The 14,904-nt window shown below is 63.8% G+C and carries 13 protein-coding genes; 3 read left to right on the top strand and 10 right to left on the bottom strand.

Annotated elements, in window-relative coordinates; genetic code table 11:
- Positions 1-49 precede the first annotated feature (49 nt).
- Positions 50-1,021 carry a glutaminase A gene (glsA, locus tag NDN16_RS06905; protein WP_435301068.1) on the top strand — a complete coding sequence of 324 codons (972 nt, stop codon included), beginning with the start codon at positions 50-52 and terminating at the stop codon, positions 1,019-1,021.
- On the opposite strand, the gene NDN16_RS06910 is transcribed toward glsA, so the two are convergent.
- From NDN16_RS06910 to glgX, 7 genes are all read right to left on the bottom strand, one after another.
- A complete protein-coding gene (locus NDN16_RS06910) occupies positions 975-2,372 on the bottom strand; it encodes a PepSY-associated TM helix domain-containing protein (RefSeq protein ID WP_251112877.1) in 1,398 nt (465 codons plus the stop codon). The two genes, glsA and NDN16_RS06910, sit on opposite strands and share 47 nt — an antisense overlap.
- Positions 2,373-2,397: 25 nt before the next feature.
- Entirely contained in the window at positions 2,398-2,883 is a 486-nt protein-coding gene (locus NDN16_RS06915) for a copper chaperone PCu(A)C (protein ID WP_251112878.1), read from the bottom strand.
- Positions 2,884-2,945: 62 nt separating this feature from the next.
- Positions 2,946-3,365, bottom strand: a complete 420-nt coding sequence (locus NDN16_RS06920; protein WP_251112879.1) for a hypothetical protein — start codon at positions 3,363-3,365, stop codon at positions 2,946-2,948.
- 40 nt (positions 3,366-3,405) lie between these two features.
- Positions 3,406-4,026, bottom strand: coding sequence for a LysE family translocator (locus tag NDN16_RS06925; protein ID WP_251112880.1), 621 nt, complete (start codon positions 4,024-4,026; stop codon positions 3,406-3,408).
- 3 nt (positions 4,027-4,029) lie between these two features.
- Positions 4,030-4,329: an alkylphosphonate utilization protein gene (locus tag NDN16_RS06930; RefSeq protein WP_251112881.1), complete on the bottom strand. Its 300-nt coding sequence runs from the start codon at positions 4,327-4,329 to the stop codon at positions 4,030-4,032.
- Positions 4,330-4,472: 143 nt separating this feature from the next.
- Positions 4,473-4,634 carry a hypothetical protein gene (locus NDN16_RS06935; RefSeq protein WP_251112882.1) on the bottom strand — a complete coding sequence of 54 codons (162 nt, stop codon included), beginning with the start codon at positions 4,632-4,634 and terminating at the stop codon, positions 4,473-4,475.
- A 112-nt stretch (positions 4,635-4,746) separates the two neighbouring features.
- Positions 4,747-7,035 (bottom strand): glycogen debranching protein GlgX, encoded by a 2,289-nt coding sequence (gene glgX, locus NDN16_RS06940; protein WP_435301064.1) that lies wholly within the window; start codon positions 7,033-7,035, stop codon positions 4,747-4,749.
- A 185-nt stretch (positions 7,036-7,220) separates the two neighbouring features.
- Between glgX and NDN16_RS06945 the strand changes: the two genes are divergently transcribed.
- Together NDN16_RS06945 and NDN16_RS06950 are read left to right on the top strand one after the other, a co-directional pair.
- Positions 7,221-7,859 (top strand): RBBP9/YdeN family alpha/beta hydrolase, encoded by a 639-nt coding sequence (locus NDN16_RS06945; RefSeq protein ID WP_251112883.1) that lies wholly within the window; start codon positions 7,221-7,223, stop codon positions 7,857-7,859.
- A 3-nt stretch (positions 7,860-7,862) separates the two neighbouring features.
- Complete coding sequence (locus NDN16_RS06950; protein ID WP_251112884.1) at positions 7,863-8,207, top strand: RidA family protein; 345 nt, start codon at positions 7,863-7,865, stop codon at positions 8,205-8,207.
- A 38-nt stretch (positions 8,208-8,245) separates the two neighbouring features.
- Here the strand turns inward: NDN16_RS06950 and NDN16_RS21080 are convergent, their stop codons facing one another.
- The 3 genes from NDN16_RS21080 to NDN16_RS06965 form a co-directional block, all read right to left on the bottom strand.
- Positions 8,246-12,640: a hypothetical protein gene (locus tag NDN16_RS21080; protein WP_251112885.1), complete on the bottom strand. Its 4,395-nt coding sequence runs from the start codon at positions 12,638-12,640 to the stop codon at positions 8,246-8,248.
- Between the two features lie 25 nt (positions 12,641-12,665).
- Positions 12,666-13,247: a toxin-activating lysine-acyltransferase gene (locus NDN16_RS06960; protein ID WP_251112886.1), complete on the bottom strand. Its 582-nt coding sequence runs from the start codon at positions 13,245-13,247 to the stop codon at positions 12,666-12,668.
- A 250-nt stretch (positions 13,248-13,497) separates the two neighbouring features.
- A complete protein-coding gene (locus NDN16_RS06965) occupies positions 13,498-14,904 on the bottom strand; it encodes an HlyD family type I secretion periplasmic adaptor subunit (protein WP_251112887.1) in 1,407 nt (468 codons plus the stop codon).

Consider the following 14,904-nt stretch of genomic DNA (forward strand, 5'->3'; position numbering starts at 1 on the left):
TGACCCTTTCCAGCATCGCCGCGCATGAAAGGAAAGGCCCCTCGTGGATATAGCAGGTAACGAAACGAAGCTTCGCTCCATCGTGGAAGAGGTCGCCGAGCGCGTGCGCAAGGCCGCGCCCTCGGTCTACGAGGAAGCCATCGCGGCAGCCGGCGCGAAGGGCAAGCCGAAGCCGCGCAAGGGCGATTTCGATGCTTTCGGCATCGCCGTCTTCACGCGCGAGGGCGAAACCATCGCCGCCGGCAACGCGGGAGTGTCCTTTCCCATCCAGTCGATCTCCAAGGTCTTCGCCCTGGAAGTCGCCCTGGAGGCGTTGAACGACGGGGTCTGGAAGCGGCTGGGCCGCGAGCCGTCCGGCGATCCCTTCAATTCCATCATCGATCTCGAGCGCGACAAGGGCATCCCCCGCAACCCGTTCATCAATGCCGGAGCCCTGGTGGTCTGCGACATGCTGGTGGGCCTGCCGGGCCGCGCGGGCCCGAACCGGCATGTGGACAGCTTCGTCCGACGACTCGTCGGAGACGAAACGGTCGAGATCGACGAGGCAGTGGCCGAAAGCGACCGGACGGGCGGCGACCTGAACCGGTCTATGATGTTCATGGCCAGCCATTTCGGCAATCTGGACCATCCTGTCGAAAAGGTCATGGATGCCTATGTACGCCAGTGCGCCATCTCCATGAGTTGCCGCGGGTTGGCCCGCGCGGGCCGCTTCCTGATGCAGGACGACCCCCATGCGGAGGACGAGCGCACGCGCGCAGCCGCCCGGCGGGCGCGGCGCATACTGTCCATCATGATGCTGTGCGGCCAGTATGACGGCTCCGGCGATTTCGCCTATCGCGTCGGACTGCCGGCAAAATCCGGCGTCGGCGGCGGCATCCTCGCCATAGCGCCGCACCGGGCCTCGATCGCGGTGTACTCTCCCGCGCTGGACCCGATGGGCAACAGCTGGCTCGGTACGCTCGGGCTGGAAACCCTCACGTCACTGACGGACTGGTCCGTCTTCGGCGCATCGCGCGTGTGAAGCGGACGACGAGGATATCCATAGCCAGCATCACCAGCAGGGCAGCGCCGACCAGCGGGAAGACGATGCCGCCGATCGCCAGTATGACGAGGATGCCGGCAAAGGCACTCCGCTCCTTCGGAAGCGGCGGCACCCCCAGGGTGCCGGCCGGTCTTCGCTTCCACCACATGATCCCCGCCGACACCGCAAGGATGACGTTTCCGATGCAGACCGCCAACAGCAGCAACCGGTTGAACAGCCCGAATTGCTGGCCCATGTGAACATTGATGCCGAACTCCAGCCAGCGCCCCAGAGGCCCGTAATCCGGATAGGACATGTCGAGCAGCGGCGCGCCGGTATACTGGTCCAGGTGCACGACGCGCTGCTGCGCAAGATCGTCCGGATAGACCGAGCCGGTATAGACGCCCGTGGGACTGGACGGGATGTTGACGGCATAGCCGGCGTGGAGCCCCAGCCTGTCGAACGCGGCAACCGCATCGTCTATGCCGATGGGCACCGGGGCGCCGGCCGCAGGCGGAGCGGACTCCGGCACCTTCGCCTGCTCCAGCGACCATGTCGTCGTCCCTGCTTCGGACAGCTTGCGCTGCGACATGGGCACATCGACACGGACCCCGGACGGATAGCCGAAGTTCGTACCGTTGGCCCAGGCATTGACCGTGGCGCCCCACACGCCGGACCACGGCATTCCGGTAATGGCCAGGAAGGCGATGAAGCCCCCAAGCACGAGGCCCAGAACAGCATGCGTATCGCGCCAGAAGACGCGCCTGGCGGGCGTACCGCGTATGGTGACCACCCCGCCGGCCTGCCCGCGTGGCCACCAGAGATAGATCCCCGTCACCACAAGGAGGATCGACAGCCCACCGGCGATCTCGATGACACCGCGGGCCACCGGCCCGAAATAGCGCAGGCTGTGCAGATAGCGTACCGTCCACATGACGGTCCCACGGTCGGCGAGTGCGCCGAGCGCCGTTGCGTCATATGGATCCACATAGACCGCGACCCTGTCCCCGAGCGGCGTCACGACCGTTATTTCGGCCGAAGCGTCGGCGCGTGACGGATCGGTGTACTTGACCGCAGTGCCCGGTTGCTTCGAAAGCGCGGACCAGATCATGGCGGAGGGCGCCGCCGTGACGGCGCCCTCGCGAATCTCGACGCGTTTCAGATCCGAATGGATCAACGCGTCCAGTTCGTCCCGAAACAGGTACAACCCGCCAGTGATCGACAGGGTGATCAGGAAGGGCAGGACGAACAGTCCGGCAAGGAAATGCCAGCGCCACACGGCGCGGTACAGGTCGGCGGACGGACGGCCGCGCACGGCCCCGCCCACCCCTGTACGGGGTGAAGTCGACATGATCGTTTATCCGGCGTTCGGGGCGTCAGTGGCCGCTGTGGCCGGACGGGCCGCTGCCGCCGCCAATCGGTCCGACCGCCAGTTCCACCGACACCGTTCCGGCTTTCTCGAACCGAAGTTCGAGCGGTATCTTCTCCCCTTCGGAGAACGGCTTTTCCAGGCCGACGAGCATCAAATGGTAGCCGCCGGGCGCAAGCGCAGCCTCCCCGCCCGCTGGAATCTCCAGCCCTTCGGGTACCGCGCGCATCTTCATGATACCGTTGGCCATCTCCATGAAGTGGATCTCCACGGTCTGCGCGGCCGGCGTGGAGGCACCGACAAGACGGTCGGCCTGTGTGCCGGTGTTCTGAATGGTCATGTACCCCGCGCCGACATTGGCGGTCGGCGGGGTAGCACGCGACCAGGGATGGTCGATATGCAGGGAGCCCGCCTTGTAGTCGTGGGCCGATGCAGGGGTGAAGGCAAGGATCGAAGCCGCGAGCGTCAGGGCGGCGAATGCATGTCTGGACATGGGATGTCTCTCCGAAACCGAAATCGATGAAGCCGCACCGCATTGTCGCGGACGGCCGACCGTCAGGCGGAGGTGCGGGGCGGTCCGCGCGTATCCCTTGCCAGACCCAGCAGATGCGGCGTCGGCAGCGGGTCGACATCGCGGTGCGGCTTCGGCGCGGCCGTCTCGGCAAGCGCGAATGCAGGTCCGAGGTCGCTGCCCTGCGGCAGGGCCGCCAGAAGCGTCGGGTCCGCCATATGGCAGACCGCGCATGGGCATTGATGACCCTGGCCGTCCTGCGTCTGCTTTTTTCCATCCGTTGCGCCGAACACGTCGGACGGATGGCAGATGACGAACTGGACGCCGGAGTCGGCCTGAAGAGGGACGGTGCTGCCGCAGGCAAAGCCCGTCATCAGCACCTGCAACACGAGGAGGTAGCCCGTCAAGGCGGCAAGCATGCCGCCGGACAGCCGATCCCCCAGAAGTTGCCGAACCCGATTCATGGCGCGATCATTGCCGCATCACCGACGCAAAGTCACGCGCTCAAACGCGGCGCAGAAGCGTCCAGAGCGCCGTCGCGGCCAGAATGGCGGCGGCGCTCCGGTTCAGGCGTTCCAGCCGCCGGGGCCGCGCCATGAAGCCGCGCGCCCTGGCGGCGAGTGCGGCATAGGGCGTCATGACGAGCGTCAGCACCAGGATGGTCGCGCAGGCCAGCATGAAAAAGCCGGGCAGCGATACATGCGACAGGTCCATGAGCGTGGGAAGCAAGGCCAGATAGAAGACGATCGTCTTGGGATTGCCGAGCGTGATCAGATACCCCGCAACAAGGCTTCCCCGCAGGCTGCCGGCCGCCGCGCGCTCCATGGCGCGGGGGCGTGCAGCGGTACGCCATAGCTTGAAAGCCAGCCATGCGAGATAGAGCGAGGCCGCGATCCGCACCACGACGAAAAATTCGCCGAAAAGCTGGGCGATCATCGCAAGGCCGAAGCAGGCTGCGGCAAGATAGGTAAGATCGCCGAGGATCAGGCCGCCGGCGAAGGCCAGACCGTGGCCGAAGCCCGAGCCGAGTGCACGCGCCACAAGCGCGACGACGCCCGGACCCGGCACTGCCGCTGCGATGGCCAGCGCGATGCAGAAGGGCAGAAGCTGCGTGACGTCGAGCATCGCCTACCTCTTGCGCACGAACTCGGCACGCAGCACGAGACCCTTGATGCCGTCGAACCTGCAGTCGATTTCCTGGCTGTCGCCCGTCAGGCGGATGGAGCGGATCAGCGTGCCGCGCTTCAGCGTCTGGCCTGCGCCCTTCACGTCCAGATCCTTGATCAGCACGACCTGGTCGCCGTCCGACAGGATATTTCCGGCTGAATCGCGCACCGTAGCGGACTCGGCTGTGCGTGCCGCGATATCGGAAGCCGGGAGCCACTCACCGGTTTCCTCGTCGTAGATGTAGTCGTCGTCGCTGCTCATGCCGCCTGTCCTGTCTCAGAATCGGCAAACCTTACGTCGGCCCCACGCCGCGAACAATCGACCCAAAGTTGCAGACGCATGAAAGGCCGCCTCCCGTTGCCGGGAGCGGCCTTTGGAATGCATCCAAGCTATGCCTTGAGAGCTTAGCGGCTGATGCCGTAATAATGCTCGGCATCGATACCAGCGGCCTTGAGGGCGGCCCGGCTCGGGCGGCGGCCGGCTTCTGCGGCAGCGGCGCAAGCGGCGACACCGCCAACGAAATCAGTCAGGCTGCGCAGGCGGCTGGTGAAGCTACGTCCGTTCATGTTCCATCTCCTTCATCTCTTGATGAGGAATATGGACCCTCGGCGGTGCAACAAGAAGAGGCATGAACAAGTGGCAGCCATGCATGACCTGCATGGCTGCCGAATTCAGCACCTAGCCCTGTTGGCGTTTGTCCACCAGCGCGAAGCGCACCCGGTCGGCCGCTGCCTTGATGAAGGCTTCCGAAACGTAGGTGAACGACCTCTCCCAGTCCCGAGTGGTCTCCCCGCCTTCTTCCGGCTCCAGCAGGAACACCATGAGGGAACGCCCCGTCACCATGTATTCCGACCCGAACTCGAAGGCCGGGAGATCGTCCATGTCCGGTTGGTTCGTGTCGATGACGGCATGCCAGCACACCCCGCCCGGGGCCTCCGGCAATTTGAAGTTCACCACGTCCTCGTAGGAGTTCATGATGATGAGCATGGTGGCATCGGTTCCGATCCGCCGGATACCGTCCGATCGCGCCCGGCCGTCGACGAGGACGCCGAAGCAGCGCGTGCTGTCGTCGGCCCAGTTCGCGTCCTCGAACTCGACGCCGGCCGGGGTCAGCCAGGCGACGTCCTTGACGCCCAGTTCCTCGTCGTACTCGCCATGCAGGAAGCGGCCGCGCCGCAGCATGGGGAGCGCCTGGCGCACACGGATGAGCTTCTGCACGAATTGCGCCAGATCGCGCCCCTCATCCGTCACATCCCAATCGATCCAGCCGATCTCGTTGTCCTGTGCATAGGCATTGTTGTTGCCGCCCTGGGTGCGGGCGAACTCGTCACCGGCCAGGATCATCGGTGTCCCGCGCGAGAAGAGCAGCGTGGCGAAGAAGTTGCGCAGCTGGCGGAAGCGCAGGCTCGTAAGTTCCTTGTCGTCGCTCGGCCCCTCATGTCCGTAATTATAGGAGAGGTTGTGCGAATGGCCGTCGCGATTGTCTTCGCCATTGGCGTCATTGTGCTTGTCGTTATAGCAGACGAGATCATGCAGCGTGAAACCGTCGTGCGCCGTGACGAAATTCACGGAGGCCCAGGGCTTGCGTCCCCGATTGTCGAACAGGTCCGCGGAGGCACTGATCTTGCCTGCCACCTTCGGCACCATGCCTTCGTCGCCCTTCCAGTAGGCGCGGATCGTATCGCGGTAGCCGTCGTTCCACTCGGCCCAGCCGGGCGGGAAACGCCCTACCTGATAGCCCCCTGGGCCGCAATCCCATGGCTCTGCGATCAGCTTCACCTGGCTCAGAAGCGGATCCTGCATGCAGGCGTGCAGGAAAGAAGACTCTTCGGAAAAGCCGGTCGGCTCCCGCGCGAGGATCGTCGCCAGGTCGAAGCGGAATCCATCCACCCGCATCTCTCCAGCCCAGTAGCGCAAACTGTCCATCACCATCTGCATGACGCGTGGATGGCTGGTATTCACCGTGTTACCGGTACCGGTATCGTTGATGTAGTAGCGCTTCTGGTCCGGCATGAGCCGGTAGTAGCTGGCATTGTCGATGCCCTTGAAGGAGATCGTCGGGCCGAGTTCGTTGCCCTCGGCCGTGTGGTTGTAGACCACGTCGAGGATGACCTCGAGGCCCGCATGATGGAAGGTGGATACGAATTCCTTGAACTCGTTGATGAACGGGCTCGTCAGGTAGCGCGGGGCAGGCGCGAAGAAGCCGAGCGTGTTGTAGCCCCAGTAATTGTGAAGACCCTTGTCGACCAGATAGCTGTCGTCGACGAAGGCATGGATGGGCATCAGCTCCACCGAGGTGACGCCCAGGCTCCGGATATAACGGATGACGTCGGCATTCATCAGGGCGGCGAACTTGCCGCGATCATGGTCGCTGACGGATGGGTGCCGCTGCGTGAAGCCCTTCACATGGGTTTCGTAGAAGATCGTGGATTCCCACGGGATGCTGGGCCGTCGCTCGTCGCCCCAGGTAAAGGCCGGGTCCACCACCCGGGCCTTCGGCACGAAAGCGGCGCTATCCCGCTCGTCATAGGACAGGTCGGCGTCGTCGGAGCCGATCGTATAGCCGAAGATCGAGTGATCCCACACCAGGTCGCCGACATGCGCCTTGGCATAAGGATCCAGCAAAAGCTTGTTCGGGTTGAAGCGGTGCCCTGCATCCGGCTCGTACGGTCCGTGGACGCGGAAGCCGTAGATCCAGCCCGGACGGGCATCGGGAAGATAGCCGTGATAAATTTCGTTCGTGTATTCCGGTAACTCGATCCGCTCGATCTCCTTTTCGCCTTGCGGGTCGAAGATGCACAATTCCACCTTGGTGGCGGCGGACGAGAAAATGGCGAAGTTGACGCCCAGGCCATCCCACGTGGCGCCCAGGGGGTAAGGCCGCCCGGATTGTATCCGGGTGCGACTGACGGCGGGCTTGGCGGGCTTCTGCTGCAATGCGATCTTCGGCGGGGTCTGAACGTTCACGGACGGGCTCGCTTCTGTTCGAGGAGGACGGGCCAGTAAGCGATGGCGCGCGGATTTGTTCCCGCATCCGCCAGGACGGGGCAATGCTTTCGCATTCATCCACCAATTTAGTATATTTGGCTTTTCGCCGTGCCGGGCCGGTCTCTACCTTCCGATACAAGGAAGAATGACCGGAGATGGATCGCATGGTCAGAACGCTCGTCATACCCGGCTACCGTGGCTCCGGCCCGGGCCACTGGCAGGACCATTTCGTGCGTCGGGAGGCCGGCGCCCTCATGGTGGAGCAGGACGATTGGGACCGTCCGGTGCTGTCCGACTGGCTTCACCGGCTGGAAGCGGCGCTCATGGAGCATCCGCGCACGGTGCTGGTGGGGCACAGCCTGGGCGCGTTGCTGATCGCACATCTGGCGGAGCGGCCTGCCGCCGCGCATGTCGTCGGCGCGCTGATGGTTGCGCCGGCCGATGGCGCGCGCATGGCGCGGTCCGATGCGGCCTTCGCCAGCTTCGCCGAGATGCCGACGAAACGCCTGCCCTTCCCGTCCATCCTCGTCGCGTCCCGCGACGACCCTTACATGAGCTTCGCGGCCTCCCGATCCTTTGCGGCAAGCTGGGGCGCGGCGCTGGTAGACGCCGGCAAGGCGGGGCACATCAATATCGAGAGCGGGCATGGGCACTGGCCGGAGGCACATGTGCTGGCGGCTTCGCTGGCCGGGCGCGCAGGCGACGCGGCGCGCGAGCCCATTTCCATCGGCGCCCCGTTCCCGTATCAGACGGTGCCGTACGGCGCCCGACTTCCCGTGCGCCGACAGGCACAAGGAGTCTGATAGATGAGCATTCGCAGGATCGAGCCCGGCAAGCGCATGAGCATGGGCGTCGTGCATGGCGGCACCGTGTACCTTGCCGGCCAGGTCGGCGAGCCGGGTGAGGATGTGAGCGCCCAGACGCGCACCATTCTGGCGGAAATCGACCGCCTTCTCGCCGAGGCCGGCACCGACAAGTCGAAGCTGCTCTACGCGCAGATCTGGCTGGCCGACATGGACGATTTCGCCGCGATGAACGCCGTATGGGACGCATGGGTGGACCCGGCCAACCCGCCGGCCCGCGCCACCGGAGAGGCGCGGCTCGCCGCGCCCGAGTACAAGGTCGAGATCATCGTGACGGCAGCCGCCTGAGCCTTGGACAGGGCGGCGCCCAAGCGCCGCCCAGATTCTCATGCTGCTGACTGCACGGACCAGAGGGCTTCCTGGGTCGGCAGGACCTTCTGCCGCCAGGACGGGTCGATGGTGTTGTTCCAGTCGAGGGCGAGGTTGCCTTCCGCCCCGAGGAAGACGTTCATTTCGCCGATCAGGGCCTGCAGCGCCGCACCCGTCAGCACTGCCCACCCGTCACCGGCCCGCGCCACCAGCGAGATGTCGGCATAGCCGTCGACATCGTTCCCGAAGGACGAGACGAGCACGGAGTCGTCGCGGCTCCCGGTAAAGAACTCCTGGCCGTAGGCGCTGTCCGACAGCGTCATGACGCGCTTGATCTCCAGCGCGTTGCCCGTCATCGGCCGCAACAGCAGATCCCGGTAATCGACATCCATGAACAACAGGATGTCGCCGTTCTGATCGGACTGCCTGCCGCCGGAACCGATATCCAGATTGTCGTTGTCGAAAGCGCCCGCGAATACGAACGTATCCCCTCCCGCACCGCCGATCAGCACGTCGTCGCCGGCATCGCCGAAGATGATGTCGTGGCCTTCGCCGCCAAGCACCACATCCATCCCCCGGCCACCGTAGAGGATGTCGTCGCCCCCCAGGCCGGCGATCGAGTCGCTGCCCTCGCGGCCGATCAGCACGTTCGAGCCGCCGTCACCCGTCAAGGCGTCGTCGCCGGCAGAGCCCTCGAGATTCTCGATACCGATCAGGCTCACGCCCCGCGCCGCGTCGATGGCGCTCGGTGCGGAACCGGAGGCGAACCGCATGCTCGCTGCGGAAAATGCGTTGCCGAACATATCCATGCCCGCGCTCAAGGAAGCGACTACGCCGAGCATCATCTGGTTCGCACCGATGGTGGAGGCCAGTCGGGCGCTGACGATGTCTCCGCCGGCGCCGCCATCCACCACGCTTCCGCGTGAAATGGTACTGGACACCAGCGATCCGCTTCCGAGAACGATCACGTCGTCTCCGGCTCCGCCGTACAACATGGACTTGCCCGTGTCGTCGAAGAGGCAGTCGTCGCCATCTTCGCCATAGAGGGCGTCATTGCCGGAACTTCCGATCAGCGTATCGTTTCCACTGCCACCGTAGATGAGATCGTCGCCATCGCCGCCATTGACGACATCGTTGTCCGCGCCACCCGAGAGGGTGTCGTTGCCGTCTCCGCCGTAGAGCTTGTCCGCGTCGGAACCACCGACGAGATAGTCGTTGCCCTCTTCCCCGTAGAGGTTGCCGGGTCCAGCCCCGCCTTGCACGGTGTCGTTGCCGGCGCCGGCATAGGCATAATCGGCGCCGGCGCCCAGGTCGATCAGATCGTTCCCGTCTCCGCCCCAGACCGTATCGGCTCCCTCGCCGCCATAGAGGCGGTCGTTGCCGGCATCGCCGGAAATTCGATCGTCGCCGGCATCGCCATAGATCATGTCGTCGTCGAGGCCACCCAGAAGGAGATCGCCGCCGTCCCCGCCGGAAATCGTGTCCATGCCCACCCCGCCCATGATGGTGTCGGCCCCTGCCTCGCCGGACAGGCTGTCGGCATACTGGGAGGCGACGTATCCGGCAGGGATGAGCTTTTCGTCGGCGAGGTCGCCGATGATGATGTCGTCACCCAGGCCCCCGAAGATCGTGTCGAGGCCCAGGCCGCCTATGATCGAGTCGTTGCCGGTCCGCATGTCGATACGGTCGTTGCCGTCGCCGCCGTCGACGTAGCTGCCCTTGGTGGAGACGGCGGCGCTGAGGCTTCCCGCCTGGCCTCCGGCGACCGTGTCGTTGCCGTCGCCGGCAAGCACCGTATCGTTGAAGATCCAGGCGAAGCGGTCCGCCCCTCCGAGGCCCATGAAAATGCTGCCGATACCGCCGTAGAACTCGTCGGCGTTTCCCGTGCCGACGATACCCTCGACGTTCTTCAGAATATCGGTGTTCCCCTTCAGGTCGTAAGTCCGCAGTTCGGTTACGGCCGTATACTTTACGGGCTTGTTCTTCCCCTGGGCTTCTTCCTTGACGTATCGGTAGCCGATCTCGACGACGCCCTTCTTCACGACTTCGAAGCCGCCTTTCTTGCCGGGCGTGACGCTGATACGCCCGTTCGACTTGTAGTAGCCCGAGTAATCGACGATGTCTTGCTCGACGTATCCGGCCTTCTTGCTTGCGGCGGCGCCGGCATCCTGGCCGCCATCCACGCTCATCGCCCGGGCAGCCGCGATCACGCGGTCGCTCCCCGCGCCCATTGACAGGACGATCCCTCCCTCTTCACCGACGACATCGTCGACATTCTCGATCGAATAGGTCGAGGTGACGAGCTTGCCGCCGATGAATTCGCTCTTGCTTCGTGAAACCATCGCCACGGCGGGTGTCAGCATTCGTGCGTCGAAGGTCGTGCTTGCCGCTCCGTCGCTGAACTTCAGTTGCGATGGAAGAACCGGGCGGTTCGAACTTTTCTTGCCGCTGCCGACATTCTCGCGCACTTCCTGCTCGACGCCGGTAAAGGGGGTGGCAAACGTGACGTACTGCGTCACGTCGACGGTATCGCCTGCCTTGCCGACATTGTAATCCTTCGTGCCGACGGCAAAGGGATCCCAGCTATCGCTGCCCTCTGCGGCCTTCGAGAACTGATAGGTCCGCCCGCTTCGCATCCCGTTGCGAACGTCGCCGCCGATCTCCCATCCCATCATCTCCGCGTCGGCGTCCAGTTGCCGCGTCACGTAGACGGTAACCCGGTCGACCTTGGCTTCCTCCTTCAACTGTGCAGCCTGCGTTCGGTAGGCCTGGCGCTCGGATTCGGAGAAGCGGCTTTGGAAACCGTCATCCCAGAACGCCAGCACCACGGCCACCTTCTTCTCGTCGGCATTGCTGTAAGCGTAACGCGGGTTGTCGTGGTAGGCCGGGTCGGTATCCAACTTCTTGAAGTAGGAGGTGAGGACCTCGCCCTGCATGAACGACATGTCCGTCAGACTCTTGCCGAACATCGACATCAGGCTGGTGGCGATATTTATGACCGGCAGGCCGTTGAAGACTGCCTCGGTCCCCCGCTGCCTGTAATATGTCGTAATCGCCCGATCACCGAGCCAGCCCGTCTGCTTGTAACGGGTATCCGCTGCATTGGCCAAGTCGTAGTACATGTCGGCAACCGCGAACGACGAGAAGTTCGCCGTCGCCAGCAACGCGGCCGGCAGCACGCCCACGCCGGATGCGGCCATGGCCATGATGGCAACCGTCATGCCCGTCTGAAACGCGATGTCCACGCTTGCGGCGGCGATCAGCCGGTTGTCGGCATCCTTGAACTTCATATTCGCCAGGGTCATGATGGACGCGGCGGTGTTGAGCACCTGCGCGGCCCCGGCAAAGAAGGTGGCCCCCCCCTTGAACAGCGGGCTGGCAGCCAATACCGGGTCGATGATCCCGGCCGCGCCGAACAGGGGCCGCGACAGGTTTATGGCGTTGGAGGCATATTTGACGCTGTCTATGTCCCTTTCGAAATCCGTCTTCTTGCTGTCGTCGAGGGCGCGGGCGACGATGGCAGAGATATAGAGGGCTGCAAGCGTGGCATGGCCGGCGAGCCCCACCCATCCGGCGGCCGAGATACCTGAACTCTGCCCCGTCTGGCCGCCGCTTGCAGGGGTATTGGCGGCCGAAGCGTTCATTTCCAGCATCACCGCGAAGCCCAGCTCGGCGGCGAGTTGCGTCCACATGACGATGAGCGTCGCAACGTTATGGGCGCCCATCTCGGGGTCGTTCGGGTCGAGTTGAAGGGTGGAAGAGATCGCTCCAAGCAGGGCCACAGGCACGGTCGCGGCCTGCAGGGTGAGTGCCTGCCTGGCCTCGAAAGCCGACGCTTTCACAGCCACCGGACTTATGACCGTACCTCTGTCGGTCATCGTGTACCTGAAATATTTCGAGGAATCCGCAAGCCTTGCGATCGCCGCATCGGAGCCGCTGTCGAGCGCTTCTCGAAGGACGATATAGTCGAGCGCCTGATCGGCGATGCCCGCGAGCCGCAGCATACGGCCGGTCTGCCAGACCGTCAGGTTCCAGCTGTCGAGCCAATCGTCAGGATATGCCTTCTGCTCCGGCGTAAGCCCACCCCAAAACGCCTTGAAGTCGCCGAACTTTCCCGTCGTTTCGAACTGCCGGGTCTGCCAGAGCTTCTCCAGCGCGGCCATTCGCGCGGCCTCCCCGGCGCTCGCCTCGAGAAGATCGCCGACGCTCGGCGACTGCGACTGCGATTGCGTCGAACCGTCGCCGACGCCCAGTTCCGCCGCGAGCCCATCGATGGCGGCCGATACGCGTGCGAGATAACTTTTGCCAGCCGCGATACGCTGTAAATCCGACTGCAGGCCAAGTTGTTTTTCAAGAACGTCGTAGGCCGTTTTCTGGACGCTGGACGTCTGAAGGCTTATTTTTGTTGGCACAGGTCTACTCCCATATCGAAATATCTTATGAGAAACGAAGCATTCCGGATTCGATCAGTTGTTCCTGGGGGCCGAAGGCCGCCTCGTAATTTTCCAGGAAGTCCTTTCTGTTGGCGCGACGAAGTCCTTCCGGGACATCCGGATTGAAGTATTCCACCACCTTCGCCGTCTCCTCCCCGGCATGAAGGCGAAGGGCACGCACCACGACGTGCGTCTGCCTGAAATGGCCTCTGATGTACCGGTACATCGACGGGAAATGCCCGAAGGGCGCGACACAATCGACGATCCAGACCCTGTCCCCGGAACTCCAGTCCTCTTGCGAGAGGGAGTTCGGATTCTTTAGATAGCGGCGTTCGGCTTCCGGGCTGAGGCTTGCCCAGGACAGGAAGCCGAGAGGCCTGCGATCATCCTGGAACAAGGCGAAGGAACCGGCTCGGATCCCAGGCAGGACATGCTCGTTCAGAAGCCAGACCGGCCATCTGCAATGGAGCGGGCAACGCAACCAGAGCCAGGCAACGTATCCGAATATCGAAGCGGCCTCCGCCTCTGGGATATCCTTGCCCGGAGCATGGACCCTGCACTTACCCTCACCGGCGAACGGGCTCATGATCGCCCCTCCCGAGCTTCGGGACGCATCGCCCACGGGGTAAAGGCTGTGAGGCGCCGGGAATGCCCGGCCATGCAATACGGCACAACGCCGTCCGTAATTGAAGAAACGACATTTTTACACTCTTTGATAAATAAAAACTTCAACCAATATGAATACGCTAATACTGCTCGATCTTCATTTCAATGCTTTCGTAAATTGAAAATACTCTCACTTTGCAACTTTGCGTTGCGTTTCCCCACACCCCCGTTCAGCGCTCCCTCAGACTGTCGTGGAGATAGACGTTCAAGGGCGACAGGAAGTATTCGATGATGCGTCGGCTGCCGATCTTGACCTCGGCCGAGACGCTCATGCCGGGCGACAGGGTAATCGACGGCGGCGTTTCATCGACGACGATCCGCATGGCGTAAACCGGCCCGCTGTTTTCGGTATCGATGGAATCGGTCGACAGGGTTCGGATCGTTCCCTTCACGAGGCCATAGCGCGTGAACTCGAACGCATCGACCTTGATCTCGACTTCCATTCCGGGCCGAACGAACCCGACATCCTTGTTGGGAAGCATGGCCTCCACCTCTATCGGGTCGGATCTCGGAACCACGATCATCAAGGTCTGTGCCTCCTGCACGACGCCGCCTTCCGTCTTGACGACGACCTGCTGGACGGTACCGTCCACCGGTGCGGCAAGGTGCATCAACTGGTCGCGCCTGACCGCCTTTTCGAGTTCCTTTTCCAGGGAGCGGCGCTCTTCCCGCGCGCGATGCAGCGTGTCGAGGGTCGACAGGCGCCATCGGGCGACGACCGTGCCCTTCTGTCGCAACAGCAGTTCCCGCGAGGCGGAGGCCTTGCGCGCGTCGAACTGCTGGGCCACCAGTTCCCGCTCCTGCGAAAGCCGAAACTGCTCCTTGTCTAGATATTGGCTGCGCGCCACGAACTCCTTGGACGACAGGGATCGCAGATTCGCCGAGATTTCCCGCGACAGCGGCACCATTCGCTCGAGCGCCCGCACGGATGCTTTCGCGGCGGCAAGCTGGGTATCGAACTGACTCATCTCGCTGTTCTTCTCGTCGATCTCGCTGCGCATCGACCGATAGCTGCCCATCAGGCGGATATTGGCCGCCTCGATGGTTTCGGCTTTCAGGTCCGCAAGCTGCGCGTCCAGCGGCTCCGGCCGCACATTGCGCTGCATGCAGTCCAGCATGGCCCCGGCGATCGCCTCGTCGATGCGGCGGGCTTCTATGTCGCCGGAGATGCGCGCAACATCCGCCTCCGTCAGGCTGCTGTCGAAATCGATCAGCGGGTCGCCTCGCCGCACCGCCTGCCCGTCCCGAACGTGGATCGTCTTCACGACGGCCAGCTCGGCGGCCTGGATGGTCTTGCTGCCGCTTCCCGGAACGACCTTGCCGCGACCGACGGCGACGACGTCGATGCGGCCTATGGTGGACCAGCCGAGCGCCAGCGCAAGCATGATCAGGAGGCCCCACAACAGTCTCCTGGGCAGGGGATGCACCGGCGTATCGCGCAGCGACAACGCCGCCGGCAGAAATTCCAGCTCTTCGGGGGTGCGGCGCTCCGCGTCCAGGCTGCGCCGTGCCGCCCAGGCCTCGGCCAACGCCTCGCGGTAACGCGACAGGAGGGAGCGGAGCGCCTGAAAGATCAT

Origin of the sequence: Aureimonas altamirensis, assembly GCF_023702225.1 — a bacterium.
Classification (GTDB): Bacteria; Pseudomonadota; Alphaproteobacteria; order Rhizobiales; family Rhizobiaceae; genus Aureimonas; species Aureimonas altamirensis_B.

Bases quoted from the DNA above. Each gene is read 5' to 3' on its own strand.
- NDN16_RS06910 (WP_251112877.1), bottom strand. From the start codon at position 2,372: ATGTCGACTTCACCCCGTACAGGGGTGGGCGGGGCCGTGCGCGGCCGT.
- NDN16_RS06915 (WP_251112878.1), bottom strand. From the start codon at position 2,883: ATGTCCAGACATGCATTCGCCGCCCTGACGCTCGCGGCTTCGATCCTT.
- NDN16_RS06920 (WP_251112879.1), bottom strand. From the start codon at position 3,365: ATGAATCGGGTTCGGCAACTTCTGGGGGATCGGCTGTCCGGCGGCATG.
- NDN16_RS06925 (WP_251112880.1), bottom strand. From the start codon at position 4,026: ATGCTCGACGTCACGCAGCTTCTGCCCTTCTGCATCGCGCTGGCCATC.
- NDN16_RS06930 (WP_251112881.1), bottom strand. From the start codon at position 4,329: ATGAGCAGCGACGACGACTACATCTACGACGAGGAAACCGGTGAGTGG.
- NDN16_RS06935 (WP_251112882.1), bottom strand. From the start codon at position 4,634: ATGAACGGACGTAGCTTCACCAGCCGCCTGCGCAGCCTGACTGATTTC.
- NDN16_RS06945 (WP_251112883.1), top strand. From the start codon at position 7,221: ATGGTCAGAACGCTCGTCATACCCGGCTACCGTGGCTCCGGCCCGGGC.
- NDN16_RS06950 (WP_251112884.1), top strand. From the start codon at position 7,863: ATGAGCATTCGCAGGATCGAGCCCGGCAAGCGCATGAGCATGGGCGTC.
- NDN16_RS06960 (WP_251112886.1), bottom strand. From the start codon at position 13,247: ATGAGCCCGTTCGCCGGTGAGGGTAAGTGCAGGGTCCATGCTCCGGGC.
- NDN16_RS06965 (WP_251112887.1), bottom strand. From the start codon at position 14,904: ATGATCTTTCAGGCGCTCCGCTCCCTCCTGTCGCGTTACCGCGAGGCG.